The following is a 23733-nucleotide window of genomic DNA, read 5'->3' as shown; positions in this document are numbered from 1 at the left end:
TACCCGGCGGACCGGGTGCGGGCTCCTGGGGTGCTCGCTCAGGCGGCCGACGCCTGGAAACGGACGGTGGTCTCGGTATCAGTACCGTGGATGTCGAACTCGGCGTCCAGCGCCCTCGCCAGCCGCTGAAGCAGCGGGAACGTGGGAACGGTGCCGGCTTCCTCGATGCACTCGATCTCGTCTTCGGTCATCCCCGCACGCCGGGCCACCTCGGCGTGCGAGAGACCGAGAGCCGTACGACGGTCGTAGAGCGCCTGCCCCAATGCCATGCAGTACTGCATCTCCAAGCCGAACGCCGCCATCTCCGGGCTCTCCTCCACCTGCTCGCCCAACAGCTCGCGCGTGCGGCGGGTCTTCCACTGGGAGTGGTTCATCGCAGCCCTTCTTCCGGGATGGTCCGACTGAACTCTTCATGCGCGGGCTCGTGTTCGGACTCGCAGATCTTCTGAGCCCATTGCGCCCGGGTGACCTCAGCAGTCTCCCGCATCCGTCTCTTGGTGAACACTGTCAGCAGAACGATCCGCCGACCAGGCGCCAGCCAGTAGGTGATTCTCGTGGCCACACCATCCAGACGGAAGCGCAGCTCCCGCAGTGGACCTTCCAGGTGCCGCGAACGCGGCTCGCCGAGCGTCGTCGGGTTCTCCACCAAGACATCGACGCGATTCGCCACGACAGCGTAGTGCCGCAACGAAAGCCCGATGAGCCAGTCCCGAACCTCAGGTTCGATCTCGACCGTGAAGCGGTCAACTCCCATGTGCGGCAGCGTAGAGCACGCTGCCGCACATGCAGTAATCGTATGACTACGCGATGCGGTCGAGGACGATCGGGTTCGGGGTGAACGCCGTGCCCGCGGGGGCGACCTCGATGCCGCCGGTGAGGGCTTCGATGGCGTACTCGTAGCGCTCCGGGGTGTCCGTGTGGAGGGTGAGCAGGGGCTGGCCGGCGACGACGGTGTCGCCGGGCTTGGCGTGCATCTCGACGCCGGCGCCGGCCTGGACCGGGTCCTCCTTGCGGGCGCGGCCGGCGCCGAGGCGCCAGGCGCAGACGCCGACGGCGTAGGCGTCGAGGGTGGTGAGGACGCCGGAGGCGGGCGCGGCGATGACGTGCTGCTCGCGGGCGACGGGCAGCGGGGCGTCGACGTCGCCGCCCTGGGCGGCGATCATGCGGCGCCAGTGGTCCATCGCGGAGCCGTCGCGCAGCGCGTCCGCCGGGTCCTTGCCGTGGACGCCGGCCGCGGCGAGCATCTCGCGGGCGAGGGCGAGGGTGAGCTCGACGACGTCGGCCGGGCCGCCGCCCGCCAGCACCTCCACCGACTCGCGGACCTCCAGCGCGTTGCCCGCGGTGAGGCCGAGCGGGGTGGACATGTCGGTGAGCAGGGCGACGGTGTTGACGCCGGCCGTGGTGCCCAACCCGACCATGGTGCGGGCGAGTTCGCGGGCGTCGTCGAGGTTCTTCATGAACGCGCCGGAGCCGACCTTGACGTCCAGGACGAGCGCGCCGGTGCCCTCGGCGATCTTCTTGGACATGATCGAGGAGGCGATCAGCGGGATCGCCTCGACGGTGCCGGTGACGTCGCGCAGGGCGTACAGCTTCTTGTCGGCCGGCGCGAGGCCGTCGCCGGCGGCGCAGATGACGGCGCCGGCGCCGCGCAGGACGTCCATCATCTCCTCGTTGGAGAGCAGGGCGCGCCAGCCGGGGATGGACTCCAGCTTGTCCAGGGTGCCGCCGGTGTGGCCGAGGCCGCGGCCGGAGAGCTGCGGGACGGCCGCGCCGCAGGCGGCGACGAGCGGGGCGAGCGGGAGGGTGATCTTGTCGCCGACGCCGCCGGTGGAGTGCTTGTCGCTGGTGGGCAGCGGGAGGGAGGAGAAGTCCATCCGGACGCCGGAGCGGATCATCGCGTCGGTCCAGCGGCTGATCTCGCGGGGCTTCATGCCGTTCAGCAGGATCGCCATGGCCAGGGCGGACATCTGCTCGTCGGCGACCTCGCCGCGGGTGTAGGCGTCGATGACCCAGTCGATCTGAGCGTCGCTCAGCTCTCCGCGGTCGCGCTTGGTCGTGATGACGGAGATGGCGTCCATGCGTGCTCCAAGAGGGTTGTTCAGTGAGGCAGGAAAGGCATGAAGGGCAGAAAAGGCGAAGAGTGCCGCGAGATGACCGTCCGACGGCCCGCTCGCGACACTCTACGCGCGTAACAAATCAAGTGACTAGAGCCGCTCCGGCCCGAACGCGTCGGGCAGGACCTCGCTCATCGGCTTCACGCCGGAGGCCAGGTCGACCAGCAGCTCCGGGCCGCCGTGCTCGTACAGCAGCTGGCGGCAGCGCCCGCAGGGCATCAGCAGCTCGCCCGCGCCGTCGACGCAGGTGAAGGCCACCAGCCGCCCGCCGCCGGAGGCGTGCAGCGCGGACACCAGCCCGCACTCGGCGCACAGCCCGAGCCCGTACGAGGCGTTCTCCACGTTGCAGCCGGAGACCAGCCGCCCGTCGTCCACCAGCGCCGCCGCGCCGACCGGGAACTTGCTGTACGGGGCGTACGCGTGGCTCATCGCCTCGCGCGCCGCCTCGCGCAGCCGCTCCCAGTCGACCTCGGCGACGGGGGCCGTCACTTGCCCTGCCCCTTGCGGTAGATCTGGCCGTCGGCCTTCGGCATCCGCAGTCGCTGCGAGGCCAGTGCGAGCACCACCAGGGTGATCACGTACGGCGTGGCGACGATCAGCGGACGCTGCACCTCGTCGGTGAAGGCGTACCAGCACAGCAGGCCGGCGGCCGCCGCGGCGGTGATCCCCGTCGAGAGGTACTTGCGGCGGTACAGGTGCCACAGCGCGAGCAGGATCATCGCGATGCCGACGATCAGGATCAGCACGTGCACCGACTCCGGGTCGCGCAGCTGGAGGCTGTCGGTGAAGCCGAACAGGCCCGCGCCCATGGCGAGTCCGCCGGGCAGCCAGTTGCCGAAGATCATCGCGGCGAGGCCGATGAAGCCTCGGCCGGCCGACTGGCCGTCCTTGTAGAAGTGCGCGGCGACCAGCGAGAGGTACGCGCCGCCGAGGCCCGCGAAGGCGCCGGAGGCGATGACCGCCATGTACTTGTACTTGTAGACGTTGACGCCCAGCGACTCGGCCGCGGTCGGGTTCTCGCCGCAGGAGCGCAGGCGCAGGCCGAAGACCGTGCGCCACAGGGCGAAGTAGCTGGCCACGATCAGCGCGCCGGCCACCACCACGACCACGGAGAGGTTGGTCACCAGGCCGCCGAGCACGCCCGCGACGTCGGAGACGAAGAACCAGTGGTGGCCCTCGATGCCCTTCAGCCAGGAGGACAGGCCCGGAACGGTGATGTACGGCAGCGGATCGGCCGGCGGGGACTGGTTCTGCCCGGCGCCGAAGGCCACGTAGTCCTTGTAGTAGATCCGGTTGACGTACGCGCAGATGCCGGGGATCAGCAGGTTGATGCCGACGCCGGAGACGATGTGGTCGACACCGAAGGTGACGGTCACGACCGCGTGCAGCAGACCGCCGAGCGCCCCGCCCGCCATGCCGGCCAGCAGGCCGACCCACGGGTTGACCAGGTAGCCCGCCCAGGCGCCGCAGAAGGTGCCGGCGACCATCATGCCTTCGAGGCCGATGTTGACCACACCGGCCCGCTCGGCCCAGAGACCGCCCAGACCGGCCATGCCGATCGGCACGGCGGCGCCGAGCGCGGCGGTGATCTGCCCGGAGGAGGTCAGCGAGTGGTTGCCGGTGGCGGCGCCCACGGCCGCGATCAGGAGCAGGGCGCCCGCGATCAGCAGGAGCACCACGGGCCAGGACAGCTTGCGCTTCTTCGCGGGCGCGCCCGGGGCCTTGGGCCGGGCAGCGGTGGCCGTACTCATGCGGACACCTCCTTGTTCTCAGCGGCCGCGGCGGCCTGGGCGGCGAGCTCGGCGCCGACCCGGCGCTGCTGGCGGACGAGGCCGTAACGGCGCACCAGCTCGTACGCGACGACGACGCAGATGACGATGGTGCCCTTCATGACGTCGACGATCTCGAACGGGAACTCGCCGTTGAGGGGCAGCGGGAGCACCGAGCCGGCGGCGTCGAGGAAGGCGAACAGCAGCGCCGCGAAGGCGATGCCGATCGGGCTGTTGCGGCCGAGCAGGGCGATGGAGATGCCCAGGAAGCCGAGGCCGGGCTGGAAGGTCTGGCCGAAGTAGTACGAGTTCTGCAGCAGTTCGGGCAGACCGATCAGACCGGCGATCGCGCCGGAGACGACCATCGAGACGACGACCATCTTCTTGACGTTCACGCCGGAGGCCGTCGCGGCGGACTCCGAGCGGCCGGTGGCCCGCAGGTCGAAGCCGAAGCGGGTCCGGGTCAGCACGAACTGGAAGACCACGCCGACGACGACGGCGACGAGCAGGAAGCCCCAGATCTTGCCGCCGTCCGTCTGGAACGAGAAGAAGCGGCTGGACTCCGAGATCGGCTTGGTCCCGATCGAGTTGCTGGAGGCGCTGACCTTGGGCGCGAAGACGCCCGGGACGAGCAGCACGCCGACGATCGCGGTGGCGATCGAGTTCAGCATGATGGTCGAGATGACCTCGCTGACGCCGCGGTAGACCTTCAGCAGACCGGCGACGCTCGCGTAGAGACCGCCGATCAGCATGGCGGTGATCAGCAGCAGCGGGATCTGGATGAAGGCCGGCAGGTCGAGCTGGCCGCCGACGAAGGCCGCGAACAGCGCCGCCACCTTGTACTGGCCCTCGACGCCGATGTTGAACAGGTTCATCCGGAACCCGAACGCGGCGGCGGCCGCGGCCAGGTAGTACGTCGTGGTCCGGTTGATGATGTTGACCTGGCCGTCCGACTTCGTGGCGTACGTGATCATCACGTTCCACGCGTCGAACGGGTTCTTGCCCGAGGTCGCCAGCAGGACGGAGCAGATCGCGATCGACAGCAGGATCGCGAGCACCGGTGCGGCCAGCGCGAGCGTGACGCGCTCACCGCTGAACCGCTGCGCCAGGCCGGGCTTGGCCACGGCAGGGGGGTTGGGACTGGTCATGTGGCTACTCCCCCGCCTTGGGATCGTCGGCGGTGTCGGACGGACGGGCGTCGGACGGCGCGGCGTCGGACGGGTCGGTGCCCTCGGCCTCGGTGCCCTCCACGAGGATCTCGTGGAACTCCTCGACGGCCTCCGGCTCGGACTCCAGGTGGCCGCTGGCCGCACCCGTCATCGCGGTGCCGAGGTCCTCGGCGGTGACGGTGGCCGGGTCCGCGTCGGCGACCAGGCGCCCGCGGTAGATGACCCGGATGGTGTCGGAGAGCCCGATCAGCTCGTCCAGGTCGGCCGAGATCAGCAGGACGGCCAGGCCCGCGCGCTGCGCGACCCGGATGTGCTCCCAGATCTGCGCCTGCGCGCCGACGTCCACGCCGCGGGTGGGGTGGGCGGCGATCAGCAGCTTGGGCTCGTGGCTCATCTCGCGGCCGACGATCAGCTTCTGCTGGTTGCCGCCGGAGAGCGAGGCCGCGGTGACCTCGATGCCGGGGGTGCGGACGTCGTACTGCTCGACGATGCGCTGGGTGTCCACCCGGGCGGCGGCCGGGTCGAGCAGCAGGCCCTTGGAGTTGGGCGCCTCGGTGACGTGGCCGAGGATGCGGTTCTCCCAGAGCGGGGCCTCCAGCAGCAGGCCGTGCCGGTGGCGGTCCTCGGGGATGTAGCCGATGCCGGACTCGCGGCGGGCGCGGGTGAGCGTGCCCGAGAGGTCCTTGCCGTCCAGGGCGACGGTGCCGGCGTTGAGCGGCAGCATGCCCATGATGGCCTCGACCAGTTCGGCCTGGCCGTTGCCCTCGACACCGGCGATGCCGAGGATCTCGCCCTTGTGGATGCGCAGCGAGACGTCGTCGAGGACGACGCGCTCGATGCCCTCGGCGTCGGTCTTGGCGATCCGCAGGCCCTCGACGTCGAGCATCACCTCGCTGGTGACGGTCGACTCGCGGCTCTCCGGGGAGGGCAGCTCGGCGCCGACCATCAGCTCGGCGAGCTGGCGGGCGGTGACGGCCTTGGGGTCGGCGTCGCCGACGGTGGTGCCGCGCCGGATGACGCTGATCGCGTCGGCCACCGACAGCACCTCGTGCAGCTTGTGCGAGATGAAGATGACGGTGACGCCCTCGGACTTCAGCTCCCGCAGGTTGTCGAACAGCGCGTCGACCTCCTGCGGGACGAGGACGGCGGTGGGCTCGTCGAGGATGAGGATCTTGGCGCCGCGGTAGAGCACCTTGAGGATCTCGACGCGCTGGCGGTCCGCCACGCCGAGGTCCTCGACCAGGGCGTCCGGGCGCACGCCCAGGCCGTACTGGTCGGAGATCTCCTTGATCTTGGCCTTGGCCCTGGCCCCGATGCCGTGGAGCTTCTCGCCGCCGAGGACGACATTCTCCCACACCGTCAGGTTGTCGGCGAGCATGAAGTGCTGGTGCACCATGCCGATGCCGCGGGAGATGGCGTCGCCGGGGGTGTTGAACTCGCACTGCTCGCCGTTGATCGCGATGGTGCCCTCGTCCGGCTTCTGCATGCCGTAGAGGATCTTCATCAGCGTCGACTTGCCGGCGCCGTTCTCACCCATGAGGGCGTGCACGGTGCCGCTGCGGACGGTGAGGTTGATGTCGTGGTTGGCCACGACGCCGGGGAAGCGCTTGGTGATGCCGCGCAGTTCGACGGCCGGTGTCGCCGTCCCCGCGCTGGGGTTGCCGTCCTTGCGCAGGGGGACGGGGTCGGATGCGGTGATGGCGGTCTCCTGGTGGTCTGGGGGCGCGTCGTTGCGCTGGAGGGCCAAGGGGGGAAACGGGGAACCGTCGAGGACGGAGACGGAACGGGGCCCGGGGGTACGCGTTGAGCGCACCCTGCCGGGCCCCTCCCGTGTTGCTGTGCCGGACGTGCGCGCTGCCGGGCAGGCGGCAGGGCGCGAGCGCCTCCGGAACGCGCGGGCCTTACTGGCCGGGCGCGGTCGGGATGGTGGTGGCGCCGCTCTTGATGGCGTCGGCGGCGGCCTTCAGCTTGTCCTGGATGTCGTCGATCTTGCCACCGGTGGTGGCGAGCGAGACACCGTCGGCCTTCAGGTCGAACAGCTTGATGCCGGTCGGGTTCTGACCCTTCTTGACCGAGTCGATGTAGGTGTACACCGCGTTGTCGACGTTCTTGACCATCGAGGTCAGGATCGCGTCCTTGTACTTCGCCAGGGCCGGCTGGGTGGCCTGGTCGGAGTCGACACCGATGGCGAGCTTCTTCGCGTTGGCGACGGCCTCGATGGCGCCGTTGCCGGAGGAGCCGGCGGCGGAGTAGATGACGTCCGCGCCCTTGTCGAGCTGGCCCTGCGCGGCCTCCTTGCCCTTGTCGGGCGAGGTGAAGCCGGTGAAGTCGGGCGGGGTGGACAGGTAGGTGGTCTCGACGACGATGCTCGGGTCGACGGACTTCACACCCGCCTTGTAGCCGGCCTCGAACTTCTTGATGAGCTCGGTCTGCACACCGCCGATGAAGCCGACGTGCTTGGCCTTCGACTTGTTCGCGGCGGCGACACCGGCGAGGTACGAACCCTCCTGCTCGGCGAAGAGCAGCGAGGTCACGTTGGACGGCTGGTCCGGACGGTTCGAGTCGATGATCGCGAACTTGACGTTCGGGTTGTCCTTGGCGATCTTGTTGACCGCGTCCTGGTACACGAACCCGACGGCGATGATGGTCTTGTAGCCACCGTCGACCAGGTTCTTGAGGCGGGTCTCCTTGTCGGCCTCGGCCTCGCCCGGCTTGGCCTCGGCCTCGGTGACCGAGACACCCAGGTCGGACTTGGCCTTGTCCAGGCCACGCGCGGCGGAGTCGTTGAAGGACTGGTCGCCACGACCGCCGATGTCGTAGGCCATACCGACCTTCAGCGAGTCGGACGAGCCGCCGGAGGAGGCGGTGTTGTCAGTGCTCTTTGCGCCGCAGGCGGCGAGCGAGGCCATGCCCAGGGAACCCGAGAGCACAACCGCAGCGAGCTTCATAGAACGGCGCAAGGGAGTTTCTCCTTCTCACACGCACCCGTTTAGCGTGGTCGGACGCCACCGTAACGCGCGTAGAACACGGTTGTGTTACGAGCCGCCAGCGCATTTGGGTTGTTATCAAAACGTGGTCTCGTGTCATGGAACGACCTCGATCGCCCCGACCCGTACCGTATGCGGCCCGTGCGTGTACAGGTTGGCTCAAAGGCCACTTACCTTGATCCCGCACGTCGGTTCGAATGTCTCCCATGGCTCTCATACGAAGGATCGGGCCAAGCGTAGCCGCTGCTCCCACGGGCCGTCGGCCCAGGTCCGGGCACCGACGACTCGACCGCGCCACTCCCGCCCCCGATGCGACCCGCGCGTGGGCAGGTTGGCTCAAAGGTGACTTACCTTAAAGCACGCACGTTCGGTCGAATACCTTCCATGGCTCTCATACGAAGGACCGCATCCACCCTCGCCGTCGCTTCCATGGTCATCGGCCTGGGCATCGGGGGTGCCACCGCCGCGAGCGCGCGGACGGAGGGCTTCCCCTGCGACAACCCCGTCTCCAGCGCCGACGGCCACTCCGTCTCCGTCACCTGTTACGGCGGGAGCAACTTCCGCATCCACGCGCAGTTCTGCGGCACCAGCTCGTGCCAGTGGATCGCCAGCGGCTGGTACGCCCCCGGGCAGACCGCCACCCTCAGCACCGGCGGCTACTACTCCGGCCAGTGGTCCTACGACCTGGCCTGACCAGGAGGCCCGGCCCGGGGGGGGGGGGGGGGCGGGCCCCCCCCCCCCCCCCCCCCCCCCCCCCCCCCCCCCGCCCCCCCGGCCCCCCCCACGGCCGGGCCGCCCCCCCGGGGGGGCCCGGCGGGCCCTACAAGGGGGCCCCGGGGGGGCGGCGCCCCCCGGGGCCCCTCTCCGGGACGTTAGATCAGGCCGGTCAGCCGACCGCCTCGACGCTCTCGCCGGGCGGCCTTCCGCTCACCCGTTCGGCTTCAAGGGCGGTCTGGAGGATCACCACCGCGGCGGCCTGGTCGACCACCGAGCGGCCCTTCTTCGCCTTGACGCCGGAGGCGCGCAGCCCGTGGGTGGCGGTGACGGTCGTCATCCGCTCGTCCACCAGCCGCACCGGCACCGGGTGGAGCCGGTTGGCCAGCCGCGCCGCGTACGCCCTGACCTTCTCCGCCGCCGGGCCCTCCTTGCCGCTCAGCGAGCGGGGCAGCCCGACGATCACCTCCACCGCGTCGTACTCCTCGACGATGGCGGCGAGCCGGGCCTGTGACTTCACCCCGGCCGGGACGGTCTCCACCGGCGTGGCGAGCACCCCGTCGGGGTCGCAGGACGCGACCCCGATCCGGGCGTCACCGACGTCGACGGCGATGCGCCGCCCGCGGCGGAACGGCTTGGGCTCCTGCTCGAACATCAGGAGGCGCGCTCCGCGACCAGGCCGCGCACGGCCGCGATGGCCTCGCCGACCGCGGCCGGGTTGGAGCCGCCGCCCTGGGCGACGTCGTCCTTGCCGCCACCGCCGCCGCCGAGGGTCTTGGCGGCCGTACGGACCAGCTCACCGGCCTTGATGCCGCGCCCGCGGGCGTCCTCGTTGGTGGCGATCACGGTCAGCGGGCGGTCGTTCGCCACGGTGAACGCGGCGACCACGGCCGGGCGCGAGCCCAGGCGACCGCGCACGTCCAGGACGAGCTTGCGCAGCTCGTCCGCGCCCACGCCGTCGGCGACCTGCGCGGCGACCACGGCGATACCGTGCACGTCCTCCGCCGAGTCGGCCAGGCCCGCAGCGGCGGCCAGCACCTTCTCGGCGCGGAAGCGCTCAATCTCCTTCTCCGCGTCCTTGAGCTTGGCGAGCATGCCCGAAATCTTCTCCGGCAGCTCCTCCGGGCGGCCCTTGACCAGCTCGGTCAACTGGGCGACCACGGTGTGCTCACGGGCCAGGAACTTGTACGCGTCGACGCCGACCAGGGCCTCCACGCGGCGCACGCCGGAGCCGATCGAGGACTCGCCGAGCAGCTTCACCAGGCCCAGCTGGGAGGTGTTGCCGACGTGCGTGCCGCCGCACAGCTCCTTGGAGAAGTCGCCGATGGTGACCACGCGCACCTCGTCGCCGTACTTCTCGCCGAACATGGCGATGGCGCCGGCCTTGCGGGCCTGGTCCATCGTCATGACCTCGGCGGTGACCTCCAGCTCGCGGGTCAGCACGTCGTTGATCTTCTGCTCGACGTCGACCAGCACGCTGCCGGGAACGGCGGCGGGCGAGCCGAAGTCGAAGCGGAAGCGGCCCGGCGCGTTCTCCGAACCGGCCTGGGCGGCCGTCGGGCCGAGCGCGTCGCGCAGGGCCTGGTGGGTCAGGTGGGTGGCCGAGTGGGCGCGGGCGATCGCCCGGCGGCGGTCGATGTCGATCGTGGCGTACGCCGAGGCGCCGAGCACGACCTCGCCGAACAGCACCCCGCCGGAGTGCACGACCACGCCGGGGACGGGCTGCTGCACGTCGCGGATCTCGACGACCGCGCCGGACTCCAGGCGGATGCGGCCCTGGTCGGCGAGCTGGCCGCCGCCCTCGGCGTAGAACGGGGTGCGGTCGAGGATGATCTCGACCTCGTCGCCCTCGGAGGCGGCCGGTGCCGGAACGCCGTCCACCAGCAGGCCGACGACGGTGGCCTCGCCCTCGGTGAGGTTGTAGCCGGTGAAGACGCTGGCGCCGGACTTGTCGGCGACCTCGCGGTACGCGGCGACGTCGGCGTGGCCCATCTTCTTGGCCTTGGCGTCCGCCTTGGCGCGGTCCCGCTGCTCCTGCATCAGGCGGCGGAAGCCGGCCTCGTCGACCTGGAGGCCCTGCTCCTCGGCCATCTCCAGGGTCAGGTCGATCGGGAAGCCGTACGTGTCGTGCAGCTTGAACGCCTGCTCGCCGGAGAGGACGGCGCCGCCGGACTGCTTGGTCTCGGTGACCGCGACGTCCAGCAGGTTGGTGCCGGCCTTCAGCGTCTGGAGGAAGGCCGCCTCCTCGCCGACGACGACCGTCTCGATGCGCTTGCGGTCGCTCTCCAGCTCCGGGTACTGCGGGGCCATCGCCTTGATCGCGACGTCGATGAGCTCCTTGGCCACCACCTCGGTGGCGCCCAGCAGGCGCATGTTGCGGATGGCGCGGCGCAGGATGCGGCGCAGCACGTAGCCGCGGCCCTCGTTGCCGGGGGTGACGCCGTCGCCGACCAGCATCAGCGCGGTGCGGATGTGGTCGGTGACCACGCGCAGCGAGACGTCCGACTTGTGGTCGGCGCCGTAGGTGTGGCCGGTCAGCTCGGCGGCGCGGTCGAGGATCATCCGGCTGGTGTCGATCTCGAAGAGGTTGTCGACGTCCTGGAGGATCGCGGCGAGGCGCTCCAGGCCGAGGCCGGTGTCGATGTTCTTGCTCGGCAGGTCGCCGAGGATCTCGAACCCGTCCTTGCCGTCGCCGTGGCCGCGCTCGTACTGCATGAAGACCAGGTTCCAGATCTCCAGGTAGCGCTCGCCGTTGACGGCCGGGCCGCCCTCCTCGCCGTACGCGGGGCCGCGGTCGTAGTTGATCTCCGAGCACGGGCCGCAGGGGCCGGGGACGCCCATCGACCAGAAGTTGTCCTTCATGCCGAGGCGCTGGATGCGCTCGGACGGCACGCCGATGACGTCGCGCCAGATCTGCTCGGCCTCGTCGTCGTCCTTGTAGACGGTGATCCAGAGCTTCTCCGGCTCCAGGCCGTAGCCGCCGTCCGCGACGGGAGTGGTGAGCAGCTCCCAGGCGAACGTGATGGCGCCTTCCTTGAAGTAGTCGCCGAAGGAGAAGTTGCCGCACATCTGGAAGAAGGAGCCGTGCCGGGTGGTCTTCCCGACCTCCTCGATGTCCAGGGTGCGCACGCACTTCTGCACGCTGGTGGCGCGCGAGAACTGCGGCTTGACCTCGCCCAGGAAGTAGGGCTTGAACGGCACCATGCCGGCGTTGACGAGCAGCAGGGTGGGGTCGTCGGCGACCAGGGACGCCGACGGAACGACGGTGTGGCCGCGCTCCTCGAAGAAGCGCAGCCAGCGGCGGCGGATCTCAGCCGACTCCATTAGTGGTCCTTCCGGTTCGTGCCGCCCCGCGGCAGGGCTCGGCGGGGCGTTTCATCGATGGTCTGTGGGGTGGTACGGGCGCTCGTGGTGCGGGCGCCGGGTGGCGGGGGCAGGGCGGCGGCCGGGCTACCGGGCGCCGCCGAGATAGCTCGGTACTGCGGCTCGCCGCGCAGCACCCGGCCGGTGCGCCGGGGCTCCACCACGGCCGTGCCGTGCAGCCCGAGGTCGTCCTTCAGCTGCTCCTCGCGCTCGGCCATGCCGGCCCGCACGTCCTGCGCGAACTGCTTGGCCAGGTCGCCCAGGTGCAGCGCGCCGCGCGCGGCCGTGCCGGAGAGGCTGTCCGGGGTGAGCCGGCGCACGGCCTCGTCAGCCTTCTTCATCGCCCAGACGGTGGCGCCAGCGCCGACCGCCATCCAGAAGATGCGTGCCATCGCCCTCAGCCCCTCACCGCGCGCCGGACCCGCGAGAGCAGGCCGTTCCTGGGCGCCGTGGCGGCGCGCACCTCGGCCCGGACGAGCCGGGCCAGCTCCTCGCGCTCGCCGGCCTGGGCGGGCACCGGGGGCACCGCGCCCTGCTGCCGGGCGACGGCCTTGCGCACGCCGTAGCTGAACGCTGCGACCTTCACCAGCGGGCCGCCGAGGGTGGCGGCGACGGTGGAGGAGAGGGCGTTGGCGTTGGCGGCGGCGTCCTGCACGTTGGCGGTGATCTCGTCGACGCGCTCCAGCTGCTCGTTGGCGCTGCGCACGGCGGCGCCGGCGTCGCTCAGCAGCGGTACGGCCTGCTCCGTCACGGCGGAGACGAGGACGGTGGCCTCCTTGAGGACCCGGGAGAGGCGGACCAGCACGACGGCCAGCAGGGTGACCAGGACCGCCCAGAACACGGCGACGAGCAATCCGGCCAGCTCTCCCACGGACACCTTTGCGCGCTCCCTCGCCTTGCTGTTCTCCAGGGGGAACCCTATCGCGCCCGCACCCGATTCCCGGACCGGCTTTCGCCCGCCCCGCGAGCCCGTCCGCCGGGCCGTCCGCCGGCCAGTCCGCCGGGCCGCCCGCCGGGCCGTCCGGTCGGGTGTGCGATCCCCGCGCGTAACCTACCGGCCGGTCACCTCGTTCCACCAGGCGGGCCGACAGCCGTACGGCCCGGACACGCGTCCGGACCGCTGCGGTCCGGGCCAGGAACGACGGGGAGCAGCGCTTGGCCGGCGACTGGACACCACATCCCTCGGCGCAACCCCGCGAGCCGGAGCCCGGCCGGCTGCCGGCCGAGGTGACGGGCTTCGTCGGCCGACAGCGCGAACTCGCCGACCTGGCAGGCCTGTTGGCCTCCGCCCGGCTGGTCACGGTGACGGGCCCCGGCGGGGTCGGCAAGAGCCGGCTGGCGCTGCGCGCCGCGGCCCGGGCCGTCGGGGCGTTCCCGGACGGCACCTGGCTGGTGGACGTCGCCCCCGTGCAGGACCCGCTGCTCCTCGGCCACGCCGTCCTGGAGGCCCTGCGCCTCACCGACGGCACCGCCCGCCCGCCGCTGGACGCCCTGACCGAGCGGCTGGACGGCAGGCGGCTGCTCCTCGTCCTGGACGGCTGCGAGCACCTGGTGGAGGCCTGCGCCGAGCTGGCCGACGCGCTGTTGCGGGCCCTGCCCGGCCTGCGCGTGCTGGCCACCAGCCGCTCCGCCCTGCGCGCCGGCGGCGAGCACCTGCTGACCCTGGCCCCGCTGCCGGTCGGCCCCCCGCCCGAGGCCGGCCCCGTCCGGGCGTCCGCCCCGCCCGACGCCGTGCGGCTGTTCGCCGACCGGGCCCGCGCCGTGCTGCCGGGCTTCGAGGTGACGGAGGCCAACGCGGAGGCCGTCGCCCTGCTCTGCCGCCGCCTGGACGGCATCCCGCTGGCCGTGGAGCTGGCCGCCGGGCGGCTGCGGGCGCTGTCCGTGGAGCAGATCACGGCCCGGCTGGACGACCGGTTCCGGCTGCTCACCGGAGGCTGCCGCACGGCCCTTCCCCGGCACCAGACGCTGCGCACCACGATCGGCTGGAGCCATGAACTGTGCACGGTGCAGGAACGTTTACTCTGGGCCCGCCTTTCGGTCTTCGCCGGCGGATTCGACCTGGAGGCCGCCGAGTACGTCTGCGCCGGCGGGGGCCTCGAACCCGAGGACGTGCTCGACCTGCTGGACGAACTCGTCGGCAAGTCCGTCCTGCTGCGCGAGGACAGCGCCTTCGGCGTCCGCTTCCGGCTGCTGGACACCCTGCGCGAGTACGGCGGCCAGTGGCTGCGCGCCGCCGGCGAGGAGCAGCGGCTGCTGCGCCGCCACCGGGACTGGTACCTGGGCGTGGCCACCTGGGGCGAGGTCGAGTGGTTCGGCCCCCGCCAGGCCGAGACCGCCGAGCGCACCGAACTCGCCCACAGCAACCTGCGCGCCGCCCTGGAGTTCTGCCTCGCCGAGCCGGGCGAGGAGCAGATCGCCCTGCTGCTGGCCGGCACCCTCTGGTTCTACTGGGTCGGCTGCGGCCACCTCGGCGAGGGCCGGCACTGGCTGGACCGCGCCCTGGCCCTGGATCGCGAGCCCACCGAGGCCCGCGCCAAGGCCCTGTGGGTGACGGGCTACATGGCCACCCTCCAGGGAGACCTCGCCGCCGCCCGTCCGGCACTGGAGGAGTGCCGCAGACAGGCCCTGGACACCGGCGACGACCGGGCCCTGGCCTACGCCGTCCACCGCCAGGGCTGCGCCTCCCTGATCGGGGACGACCCGGAGCGCGCCGCCGAGCTCTTCGAGGAGGCGCTCTGGCACTACCGGACGATCGGCGAGCTGAACAGCAATGTGGTGATGGCCATGTTCGAGCTCGGCCTCGCCTACCTCTTCCAGGGGGACCTCGACAGCGGCGAGCTCTGGTTCGGCCAGGCCCGCGAGGTGTGCGAGGAGCACGGCGAGCAGTGGGCGTACGCGTACGTGCTGTACGCGATGGCGTACTCGCACTGGCTGGACGGCGCGATCGCCCCGGCCCGGGCGCTGGCCCGCGAGTGCGTCCGGCTCAACCACCTCTTCCACGACCTGCTGGGCGTCGTGCTGGGCATCGACCTGCTGGCGCTGCTGGAGACGGAGCCGGGCGGCAGCGCCAACCTGCGCGAGGCCCGGGTGCTCCAGGGCGCCGCCCAGCGGATCTGGCGCACGGTCGGCAATCCGTTCCTGGGCTCGCGCTCCTTCTTCGGCCCCCACCAGGAGTGCGCCGAGCGGGCCCGCGCGGGCCTCACCGAGCAGGAGTTCGAGGACTGCTACCGGGCCGGCGCCCTGCTGGACCTCGACGCGGCGGTCTCCCGGGCGCTGGGCGGAGGAGGCTCCCCGGAGGGCCCGGAACCCGGCCCGGGCCCCTGTTCGGTGCCGCCCGCGCCGGCGCCCTCGCCGGTGCGGAATAGCTGAAGCTTGCCGATTGCTTGAGGAGTCAAGCATTCATTCGGAAGGAGCACCATGGCCATCCACGACGAGTACCGCCTCGCGACGTTCTACTTCGACTCCAAGGCGTACGCCGACGCCGCCCGCATGCTCGAGGGCGTGCTCGCCGAGGAGCCGGCCAACCTCTCCGTCCGGCTGCTGCTCGCCCGCAGCTACTACCACTCCGCCCAGCTCCGCCGCGCCGAGGCCGAGCTGCTGCGGATCCTGGAGACGGACCCGACCGAGGACTACGCCCGGCTGATGCTCGGCCGCACCCTGGAGCGCCAGGGCCGCGCCGAGGAGGCCCGCCCGCACCTGCGGCTGGCGGCTGCCATGGCCGGCGAGGAGATCTAGGCGCGGACATCCAGGAGAACGGGACGAGCCCCCGCCGCCTCGAAGGGCGACGGGGGCTCGTTGCGTGGTTCCGCGACGTGGCGGAACCGCTCGCGGGTCAGCGCGAGTAGTACTCGACGACCAGCTGCTCGTCGCAGATCACCGGGATCTCCTTGCGCTGCGGCGCACGGTCCAGGCGGAAGGCCAGGGCCTTCAGGTTGACCTCGAGGTACTTCGGGGTCTGGCCCTCACCCGCGTAGCCACCCTCACGGGCGACCTGGAAGGGGACCTTCTCCTTGCTGCGCTCGCGGATGGTCACCACGAAGCCCGGCTTCATCTGGAACGACGGCTTGTTGACCTTGCCGCCGTTGACCTCGACGTGGCCGTGGACGACCATCTGACGGGCCTGGTAGATGGTGCGGGCGATGCCCGAACGCAGGACCAGGGCGTCGAGGCGGGTCTCCAGCTCGGCGACGAGCGCCTCACCGGTCTTGCCCTCGGCCTTCTTCGCGCGGTCGAACGCGCGGGCCAGCTGCTTCTCGCTCAGGTCGTACTGGGCGCGAAGACGCTGCTTCTCGGTCAGACGGACCTTGTAGTCCGAGTTCTGCTTGCGACCACGGCCGTGCTGGCCGGGCGGGTACGGGCGGGCCTCGAAGTACTTGACGGACTTCGGGGTCAGCGGCACGCCGAGCGCACGCGCGATCTTGACCTTGGGGCGCTTCTGGTTCGCCATGAACCAAACCTTCCTTGCTCACGAATACGGCTTCACCAGGTGTTGACGGAGGTCGCTCGTCGCGACCCGGAGAAAACCCCGCCGCCTGCGCGATGGGATCAGCCGCTCTCCGGAGCCGGGCACGTACGTGCTTGTCACACGGGAGCCCCGAAGGGCCGCCCGCGACACCGAAAACGGTGCGCGACGCTCCTGGTGCGGACCTCCCGGAGGAGGTCTACGGCCAACGCCCCGCTGGTGCGGCCGGTCGGTGGGGTCTCCCCCGCCGCCGTCCCGGGACATGGCACTCCGACCGAGTATACCGGTGGATCACTCGCCCTTTTCCCCGGGCTTCTCCTCGGCCTTCCCGTCCGCCTTCCCGTCCGCCTTCCTCTCCGCCCTGCGCTCCCCGCGCAGCCGCCCCCGCGTCCACTCCACGGTGTCCGCGTAGCGCACCTCGCCCCCGCGCCGGTTGGGCCGGTAGTACTCCCGGCCGTGCACCGCGTCCGGCGCGTACTGCTGCGTCGCGATGCCCTCGGGCAGGTCGTGCGGGTACTGGTAGCCCTTGCCGTGCCCCAGCTTGCCCGCACCGCCGTAGTGCGCGTCCCGCAGGTGCGGCGGCACGGCGCCCGCCAGGCCCTGCCGCACGTCCGCCAGCGCCGCGTCGATCGCCAGGTAGGCGCTGTTCGACTTGGGCGCCAGGGCGAGGGCGATCGCCGCCTGGGAGAGGATGATCCGCGCCTCGGGGAAGCCGATCAGCGCCACCGCCTGGGCCGCCGCCACGGCCGTCTGCAGCGCGCCCGGGTCGGCCAGGCCGACGTCCTCGCTGGCGGAGATCATCAGCCGACGGGCGATGAACCGGGGGTCCTCCCCCGCCTCGATCATCCGGGCCAGGTAGTGCAGGGTCGCGTCCACGTCGCTGCCCCGGATCGACTTGATCAGCGCGCTGGCCACGTCGTAGTGCTGGTCGCCGTCCTTGTCGTAGCGCACGGCGGCCTGGTTGACGGCCGTCTCGGTGGTGGCCAGCGTGATGCTCGCCTCGCCCTTCTCCAGCGCCGCCCCGGCCGCCGCCTCCAGCGTGGTCAGCGCCCGCCGGGCGTCCCCGCCGGCCAGGCGCACCAGGTGGTCCTCCGCCTCGGCGGTCAGCTCCAGCGCGCCCTCCAGCCCGCGCTCGTCGGCCACCGCGCGGCGCAGCAGCGACCGGACGTCCTCGTCGGTCAGCGACTCCAGGGTGAGCAGCAGCGAGCGGGAGAGCAGCGGGGAGATCACCGAGAAGTACGGGTTCTCGGTGGTCGCCGCGATCAGGGTGACCCACCGGTTCTCCACGGCCGGCAGCAGGGAGTCCTGCTGGGCCTTGGAGAAGCGGTGGATCTCGTCCAGGAACAGCACCGTCTCGCGGCCGGACATGCCGACGGCCCGCCGGGCCCCGTCGATCACCGCCCGGACCTCCTTGACCCCGGCGGTGATCGCGGACAGCTCGACGAAGCGGCCCTCCACAGCCTGGCTGATCACGTGCGCGAGCGTCGTCTTGCCGGTGCCGGGCGGGCCCCAGAGGATCACCGAGCTGGTCGCGGCCGGGCCCCGGGAGTTCGCCACCAGCCGGCGCAGCGGGGAGCCGGGCTTGAGCAGCTGCCGCTGCCCGGCCACCTCGTCCAGGGTGCGCGGGCGCATCCGTACGGCCAGCGGGGCGCGGCCGGGCTCCCTGCTCTGGCGTTCCTCGGCTGCGGCGGTGAAGAGGTCCGGTTCGTCCACACCGGAAGCCTATGCGAGGGCGCCGACACGCCTTCCTGTTCCTGCTACTCCAGGGAGGCCGCGTGGTCGGGGACGTACTTCTGCCGGTCGCGCGGGGGCCGCTGGTAGCCGCGTGGCTCCGGGCGGGGCGGCAGCTCGATCCTCGGCGGGGTGGTCTCGTGGTACGGCACGGTGGAGAGCAGGTGGGCGATCATGTTGATCCGGGCCCGGCGCTTGTCGTCGCTCTCGACCACGTTCCAGGGCGAGTCCGGGGTGTCGGTGTAGACGAACATCTCGTCCTTGGCCCGGGAGTAGTCCTCCCAGTGCTCGATCGACTGGACGTCCATCGGGGAGAGCTTCCAGCGCTTCATCGGATCGTCCAGGCGGTCCCGGAAGCGCCGTTCCTGCTCGGTGTCGCTCACCGAGAACCAGTACTTGCGCAGGAGGATGCCGGACTCGGTCAGCATCCGCTCGAAGGTCGGGCACTGGTGCATGAACTGCCAGTACTCCTCGTCGGTGCAGAAGCCCATGACCCGCTCGACCCCGGCGCGGTTGTACCAGCTGCGGTCGAGGAGGACGATCTCGCCGGCGGCCGGGAGCTGCTCCACGTACCGCTGGAAGTACCACTGGGTCTTCTGCCGCTCGGTCGGCGTCGGCAGGGCCACGACCCGGGCGATGCGGGGGTTCAGGTACTCGGTGACGCGCTTGATCGCGCCGCCCTTGCCGGCCGCGTCACGGCCCTCGAAGATCACCACGACCCGGGCGCCCTCGACCCGCACCCACTCCTGGAGTTTGACCAACTCCTCCTGCAAGCGCAGCAGTTCCTTCTCGTACGCCTTCTTCGCGAGCCGCTGCCCCTGGTCCTCGGCCACGCCGGGCCTCCCGTCCGCCTGTCGGTGATGATCCTTCACCGTAGACACGGACGGACGGGTTCCGCAGGTCGGGGCCCTGGGAGAGGGGACCGGAGGCCGGGGTGGGGCCTCCGGTGGGAGAGGGTGGCGCGGTGGCGCACTGCGGACGGAAGAGGTGCGGCGGGACTACACGCCGACGAAGGGCTCCGGGTAGCGGCACAGCCCGCGCGGGCCGCCGTCGTACGCCGCCAGGGGCAGCGCCTGGAAGTAGGCCTCGGGCACCTCGAACGGGCCGCTGACCTCGTGCCCGCCGGCCGGGGTGAAGCCGAAGCGGCCGTAGTACTCCGGGTCGCCGAGGACGACCACCAGCTTCTCCCCCGCCTCCTCGGCCGCCGACAGCGCGGCCCGGACGACGAGTTCGCCGACGCCACGGCGCTGCCACTCGGGCGCCACCGCGACCGGCGCGAGCGCCAGCGCGTCACCGACCGCCCCCGCGGCACCGACCCGCAGCCGGGTCAGCAGTGCGTGCCCGATCACCAGTCCGGCGCCGTCCACGGCGACTATGGACAGCCCGGGCAGCCAGGCGGGGTCGCGGCGCAGCGCGTCCACCAGGTCCGCCTCGTCCGGCCCGGGGAACGCGGCCATCAGGACGCGTCTGATCTCCGGGGCGTCCTCGGGACATTCGATTCTCGTTCTGACCTGCAAGGGTCAACCCTCCCTGTGTCGCACGCCGTTGTGGACCGGCCCCGAACGGTCGAAGGACCGTCCGGGGCCGTTGAAGGTTAGCGGATCACGCGCGTGACGCGTCGTCAGTTCTCCTGCTGGGCCTCGGACTTGGCGTCCTCGCGCACCTTGGGCTTCGCGTCCACGCCGGCCTCGCGACGCTGCGCCGGGGTGATCGGCGTCGGGGCGCCGGTCAGCGGGTCACCACCGGTGGAGGTCTTCGGGAACGCGATGACGTCACGGATGGTGTCGTACCCGCCCAGCAGCGTGACCACGCGGTCCAGGCCGAAGGCGACGCCGCCGTGCGGCGGCGGGCCGTAGTTGAACGCGTCGAGCAGGAAGCCGAACTGCGAGGCCGCCTCCTCCTCGGAGAGGCCGATCGCGTCGAACGCCCGCTTCTGCACGTCCCGCTGGTGGATACGGATCGAACCGCCGCCCAGCTCCGAGCCGTTGAGGACCAGGTCGTAGGCGTTGGACAGCGCCGAGCCCGGGTCGGTGTCGAAGGTGGCCAGCGACTCCGCGGTCGGGGCGGTGAAGGGGTGGTGCACCGCGTGCCAGCCCTGGAACTCGCCCTTGTCGTCCTCGATCGGCTCGAACATCGGGAAGTCGACGACCCAGAGGAAGGCCCACTTCGACTCGTCGATCAGCTCGCAGCGCTTGCCGATCTCCAGACGGGCGGCACCGAGCAGCTCCTGCGAGGGGCGCTCCTTGCCGGCGGCGAAGAAGATCGCGTCGCCGTTCTTGGCGCCGGCCGCGGCGGCGAGGCCGGCCAGGTGCTCCTCGGAGAGGTTCTTGGCGACGGGGCCGCGCAGCTCGCCGGTCTCGGCGTCGATCAGCACGTAGGCCAGGCCGCGGGCTCCGCGCGCCTTGGCCCAGTCCTGCCAGGCGTCCAGCTGCTTGCGCGGCTGCGAGGCGCCGCCCGGCATGACGACGGCGCCGACGTACGGGGCCTGGAAGACGCGGAAGTCGGTGCCCTTGAAGTACTCGGTCAGGTCGGTGAGCTCCTGGCCGAAGCGGACGTCCGGCTTGTCGGAGCCGTAGCGGCCCATCGCGTCCGCGTAGGTCATGCGCGGCAGCGGGTTCGGGACCTCGTAGCCGTGGACCTCGCGCCAGATGGCGCCGATGATCTTCTCGCCGAGGGCCAGGATGTCCTCCTGGTCGACGAAGGAGGCCTCGATGTCCAGCTGGGTGAACTCCGGCTGCCGGTCGGCGCGGAAGTCCTCGTCGCGGAAGCAGCGGGCGATCTGGTAGTAGCGCTCCATGCCGGCCACCATCAGCAGCTGCTTGAACAGCTGGGGCGACTGCGGCAGGGCGTACCAGTGGCCCGGCTGCAGGCGGACGGGCACCAGGAAGTCGCGGGCGCCCTCGGGGGTGGAGCGGGTGAGGTACGGCGTCTCGATGTCGAGGAAGTCGTTCTCCTCCATCACCCGGCGGATGATGTTGCTGACCTTGGAGCGCAGCCGCAGGCCCTTGGCCGGGCCCTCGCGGCGCAGGTCCAGGTAGCGGTAGCGCAGCCGGACCTCCTCGTTGACGGTGCCCGGCTCGTACTCGGCGACGGGGAAGGGCAGCGGCGCGGCCTCGGAGAGGACCTCGATCTCGCTGACGACGACCTCGACGGCGCCGGTCGGGATGTCGGGGTTCTCGTTGCCCTCGGGGCGCACCCGGACGTCGCCGACGACCTTGACGCAGTACTCGGCGCGCAGGCCGTGCACCGAGTCCAGGTCGCGGACCACGATCTGCACGGTGCCGGAGGCGTCGCGCAGGTCGATGAAGGCCACGCCGCCGTGGTCGCGGCGGCGGGCGACCCAGCCGGCCAGGGTGACGGTGGTGCCTGCGTGCTCCGGGCGGAGCGTGCCCGCGTCGTGCGTGCGGATCACAGCTGCTTCTCCTTCAGGGTGGTGACGAGTGCGTCGAGGGCGACGGGGGTCTGTTCGCCGGTGGACATGTCCTTGAGCTGGACGACGCCTTCGGCGAGGTCCCGGTCCCCGGCGATCAGGGCGAAGCGGGCGCCGGACCGGTCGGCGGACTTCATGGCGTTCTTGATGCTCTTGACGCCGAAGGCGAGGTCGGTGGCCACGCCGGCCCGGCGCAGCTCGACGACCTTGGCGAACAGGACGTTCTTGGCCTCCTCGCCGAGCGCGACGGCGTAGACGGCGGTGGCGGCGGGCAGGTCGAGCGCGACGCCCTCGGCCTCCAGGGCCAGGTAGGTGCGGTCCACGCCGAGGGCCCAGCCGACGGAGGGCAGCGCCGGGCCGCCGATCATCTCGGACAGGCCGTCGTAGCGGCCGCCGCCGCCGATCGCGGACTGGGCGCCGAGGCCGTTGTGCACGAACTCGAAGGTGGTGCGGGTGTAGTAGTCCAGGCCGCGCACCAGCTTGGGGTCGTCGACGAAGGCGACGCCGGCCGCGGTGAGCAGCTCGCGGACCTTCTCGTCGTACGCCTTGCAGTCCTCGCACAGGTAGTCGCGCAGCTTCGGGGCGCCGACCAGCTGCTCCTGCACCGACTCGCGCTTGTCGTCGAGGACGCGCAGCGGGTTGATCTCCGCGCGGCGGCGGGTCTCCTCGTCCAGGTCCAGGCCGGAGAGGAACTCGATCAGCGCGGCGCGGTAGACCGGGCGGCACTGCTTGTCGCCGAGGCTGTTGAGCAGCAGCGAGTAGTCGCTCAGGCCCAGCGAGCGGAAGGCGTCGTCGGCCAGGATGATCAGCTCGGCGTCCAGCGCCGGGTCCTCCGCGCCGATGGCCTCCGCGCCGACCTGGGAGAACTGGCGGTAGCGGCCCTTCTGGGCGCGCTCGTAGCGGTAGTACGAGCCGGAGTACCAGAGCTTGACCGGCAGGTTGCCCTGCTTGTGCAGGTTGGCCTGGAGCGCGGCGCGCAGCACCGAGGCGGTGCCCTCCGGGCGCAGCGCCAGCTCGTCGCCGCCCTTGGTGGTGAGGTTGTACATCTCCTTGGTGACGATGTCGGTGGACTCGCCGACACCGCGGGAGAACAGCTTCACGTCCTCGAAGACCGGGGTCTCGACGTAGCCGTAGCCGGCCCGGCGGGCGGGATCGGCGATGCGCTCGCGGATCGCCAGGAAGGTCGCGGAGCTGGGGGGCAACAGGTCGTAGGTGCCCTTGGGGGCGGTGAAGGTGCTCAACTTCTCTATCCGTCACATTCCTCGTCGCGGGAAAGCCGGGGCGCCTGTCGCCCCCGCTGCCTGTCGGAGGTAGGGGTTGGTGGCGCGCTCGCGGCCGATGGTGGTCTGTCCGCCGTGGCCGGAGAGGACCACGGTGGAGTCGTCGAGGGGCAGGCACACCCGGGCCAGCGAGCGCATGATCGCTTCGCCGTCCCCGCCCGGGAGGTCGGTACGCCCTATGGAGCCGGCGAACAGCAGGTCGCCCGAGAACAGCACCGGGGGGAGGTCCTCGGCACCGGGCGTCCGAAAGGTCACCGACCCCCCGGTATGGCCCGGGGCGTGGTCGACGGTCATGCTCAGACCGGCCAGTTCCAGGACGGAGCCGTCCTTGAGCTCGCGCACGTCGTCGGGCTCGCCGACGGTCAGCTCGCCCATCAGCGGGGCCCCGATGGCGCGGCCGAGGGCCTTCTCGGGGTCGGCCATCATGTACCGGTCCTCGGGGTGGATCCACGCGGGGATCCCGCGGGCGCCGCAGACGGGGACCACCGAGGCCACGTGGTCGATGTGCCCGTGGGTGAGCAGCACCGCGACGGGCTTGAGCCGGTGCTCGCGGACCAGTTCCTCGACCCCGGCGGCGGCCTGGTGCCCCGGATCGACGATGACGCACTCCTCGCCCGCCGCCGGGGCGACCAGGTAGCAGTTGGTGCCCCAGGCTCCGGCGGGGAATCCGGCGATGAACACGCGCGTCCTCTGGTGATGTGGTCAGCGGGCTAC

At 71.5% G+C, this 23733-nt stretch carries 22 protein-coding genes; 3 read left to right on the top strand and 19 right to left on the bottom strand.

Features of this window, described 5'->3' with window-relative positions; translation table 11 throughout:
• Positions 1 to 38: 38 nt before the first annotated feature.
• The 8 genes from ACIRRS_RS21320 to ACIRRS_RS21285 all read right to left on the bottom strand — a co-directional run bounded on the left by ACIRRS_RS21320 (position 39) and on the right by ACIRRS_RS21285 (position 8012).
• A complete protein-coding gene (locus ACIRRS_RS21320) occupies positions 39 to 374 on the bottom strand; it encodes a helix-turn-helix domain-containing protein (protein WP_402972816.1) in 336 nt (111 codons plus the stop codon).
• Entirely contained in the window at positions 371 to 754 is a 384-nt protein-coding gene (locus tag ACIRRS_RS21315) for a type II toxin-antitoxin system RelE/ParE family toxin (RefSeq protein WP_402972814.1), read from the bottom strand. Before ACIRRS_RS21315 ends, ACIRRS_RS21320 begins: the two co-directional genes overlap by 4 nt.
• A 46-nt stretch (positions 755 to 800) precedes the next feature.
• Entirely contained in the window at positions 801 to 2078 is a 1278-nt protein-coding gene (locus ACIRRS_RS21310; RefSeq protein WP_402972813.1) for a thymidine phosphorylase, read from the bottom strand.
• 126 nt (positions 2079 to 2204) lie between these two features.
• Positions 2205 to 2603: a cytidine deaminase gene (locus tag ACIRRS_RS21305; RefSeq protein ID WP_402972811.1), complete on the bottom strand. Its 399-nt coding sequence runs from the start codon at positions 2601 to 2603 to the stop codon at positions 2205 to 2207.
• Positions 2600 to 3865, bottom strand: coding sequence for an ABC transporter permease (locus ACIRRS_RS21300; RefSeq protein WP_402972809.1), 1266 nt, complete (start codon positions 3863 to 3865; stop codon positions 2600 to 2602). Before ACIRRS_RS21300 ends, ACIRRS_RS21305 begins: the two co-directional genes overlap by 4 nt.
• Positions 3862 to 5031, bottom strand: a complete 1170-nt coding sequence (locus ACIRRS_RS21295) for an ABC transporter permease (protein WP_402972807.1) — start codon at positions 5029 to 5031, stop codon at positions 3862 to 3864. Before ACIRRS_RS21295 ends, ACIRRS_RS21300 begins: the two co-directional genes overlap by 4 nt.
• 4 nt (positions 5032 to 5035) lie before the next feature.
• A complete protein-coding gene (locus ACIRRS_RS21290; protein ID WP_402972943.1) occupies positions 5036 to 6589 on the bottom strand; it encodes an ABC transporter ATP-binding protein in 1554 nt (517 codons plus the stop codon).
• A 364-nt stretch (positions 6590 to 6953) separates the two neighbouring features.
• Entirely contained in the window at positions 6954 to 8012 is a 1059-nt protein-coding gene (locus ACIRRS_RS21285; protein ID WP_402972806.1) for a BMP family protein, read from the bottom strand.
• Between the two features lie 411 nt (positions 8013 to 8423).
• On the opposite strand from ACIRRS_RS21285, the gene ACIRRS_RS21280 reads away from it, so the two are divergent.
• On the top strand, positions 8424 to 8732 hold the full coding sequence (locus ACIRRS_RS21280; RefSeq protein ID WP_402972804.1) for a hypothetical protein: 309 nt from the start codon (positions 8424 to 8426) through the stop codon (positions 8730 to 8732).
• A 193-nt stretch (positions 8733 to 8925) separates the two neighbouring features.
• Here ACIRRS_RS21280 and ruvX read toward each other — a convergent pair whose 3' ends face one another.
• From ruvX to ACIRRS_RS21260, 4 genes are read right to left on the bottom strand one after another with little or no spacing between them, the layout of a single operon-like run.
• On the bottom strand, positions 8926 to 9408 hold the full coding sequence (ruvX, locus tag ACIRRS_RS21275) for a Holliday junction resolvase RuvX (RefSeq protein ID WP_402972802.1): 483 nt from the start codon (positions 9406 to 9408) through the stop codon (positions 8926 to 8928).
• Positions 9408 to 12077, bottom strand: coding sequence for an alanine--tRNA ligase (gene alaS, locus ACIRRS_RS21270; protein ID WP_402972800.1), 2670 nt, complete (start codon positions 12075 to 12077; stop codon positions 9408 to 9410). Before alaS ends, ruvX begins: the two co-directional genes overlap by 1 nt.
• Complete coding sequence (locus ACIRRS_RS21265) at positions 12077 to 12508, bottom strand: DUF6167 family protein (protein ID WP_402972798.1); 432 nt, start codon at positions 12506 to 12508, stop codon at positions 12077 to 12079. The genes alaS and ACIRRS_RS21265 overlap by 1 nt, the downstream gene beginning before the upstream one ends.
• 5 nt (positions 12509 to 12513) lie before the next feature.
• Entirely contained in the window at positions 12514 to 12993 is a 480-nt protein-coding gene (locus tag ACIRRS_RS21260) for a DUF948 domain-containing protein (RefSeq protein WP_402972796.1), read from the bottom strand.
• 278 nt (positions 12994 to 13271) lie between these two features.
• Between ACIRRS_RS21260 and ACIRRS_RS21255 the strand changes: the two genes are divergently transcribed.
• Positions 13272 to 15485 carry an ATP-binding protein gene (locus ACIRRS_RS21255; protein WP_402972794.1) on the top strand — a complete coding sequence of 738 codons (2214 nt, stop codon included), beginning with the start codon at positions 13272 to 13274 and terminating at the stop codon, positions 15483 to 15485.
• A 48-nt stretch (positions 15486 to 15533) separates the two neighbouring features.
• On the top strand, positions 15534 to 15851 hold the full coding sequence (locus ACIRRS_RS21250) for a tetratricopeptide repeat protein (RefSeq protein WP_402972792.1): 318 nt from the start codon (positions 15534 to 15536) through the stop codon (positions 15849 to 15851).
• Between the two features lie 97 nt (positions 15852 to 15948).
• Here the strand turns inward: ACIRRS_RS21250 and rpsD are convergent, their stop codons facing one another.
• From rpsD to ACIRRS_RS21215, 7 genes are all read right to left on the bottom strand, one after another.
• The gene (gene rpsD / locus ACIRRS_RS21245) at positions 15949 to 16563 is read right to left on the bottom strand and encodes a 30S ribosomal protein S4 (protein WP_031072556.1); all 615 of its coding nucleotides are present in this window, start codon (positions 16561 to 16563) and stop codon (positions 15949 to 15951) included.
• A gap of 306 nt (positions 16564 to 16869) precedes the next feature.
• Complete coding sequence (locus tag ACIRRS_RS21240; RefSeq protein ID WP_402972790.1) at positions 16870 to 18291, bottom strand: replication-associated recombination protein A; 1422 nt, start codon at positions 18289 to 18291, stop codon at positions 16870 to 16872.
• Between the two features lie 44 nt (positions 18292 to 18335).
• A complete protein-coding gene (gene ppk2 / locus ACIRRS_RS21235) occupies positions 18336 to 19142 on the bottom strand; it encodes a polyphosphate kinase 2 (protein ID WP_402972788.1) in 807 nt (268 codons plus the stop codon).
• 165 nt (positions 19143 to 19307) lie between these two features.
• Positions 19308 to 19826, bottom strand: coding sequence for a GNAT family N-acetyltransferase (locus tag ACIRRS_RS21230; protein WP_402972787.1), 519 nt, complete (start codon positions 19824 to 19826; stop codon positions 19308 to 19310).
• 104 nt (positions 19827 to 19930) lie between these two features.
• On the bottom strand, positions 19931 to 21721 hold the full coding sequence (gene aspS / locus ACIRRS_RS21225; RefSeq protein ID WP_402972785.1) for an aspartate--tRNA ligase: 1791 nt from the start codon (positions 21719 to 21721) through the stop codon (positions 19931 to 19933).
• A complete protein-coding gene (gene hisS / locus ACIRRS_RS21220) occupies positions 21718 to 22980 on the bottom strand; it encodes a histidine--tRNA ligase (protein ID WP_402972784.1) in 1263 nt (420 codons plus the stop codon). The genes aspS and hisS overlap by 4 nt, the downstream gene beginning before the upstream one ends.
• A gap of 12 nt (positions 22981 to 22992) precedes the next feature.
• On the bottom strand, positions 22993 to 23700 hold the full coding sequence (locus tag ACIRRS_RS21215; RefSeq protein WP_402972782.1) for an MBL fold metallo-hydrolase: 708 nt from the start codon (positions 23698 to 23700) through the stop codon (positions 22993 to 22995).
• Between the last annotated feature and the right edge of the window lie 33 nt (positions 23701 to 23733).

It is taken from the genome of Kitasatospora sp. NPDC101183 (assembly GCF_044767945.1).
In the GTDB taxonomy this organism is placed as follows: Bacteria; Actinomycetota; Actinomycetes; order Streptomycetales; family Streptomycetaceae; genus Kitasatospora.
Note: the sequence above shows the minus strand (reverse complement) of the source record. Positions and strands in the feature narration are given on the sequence as shown.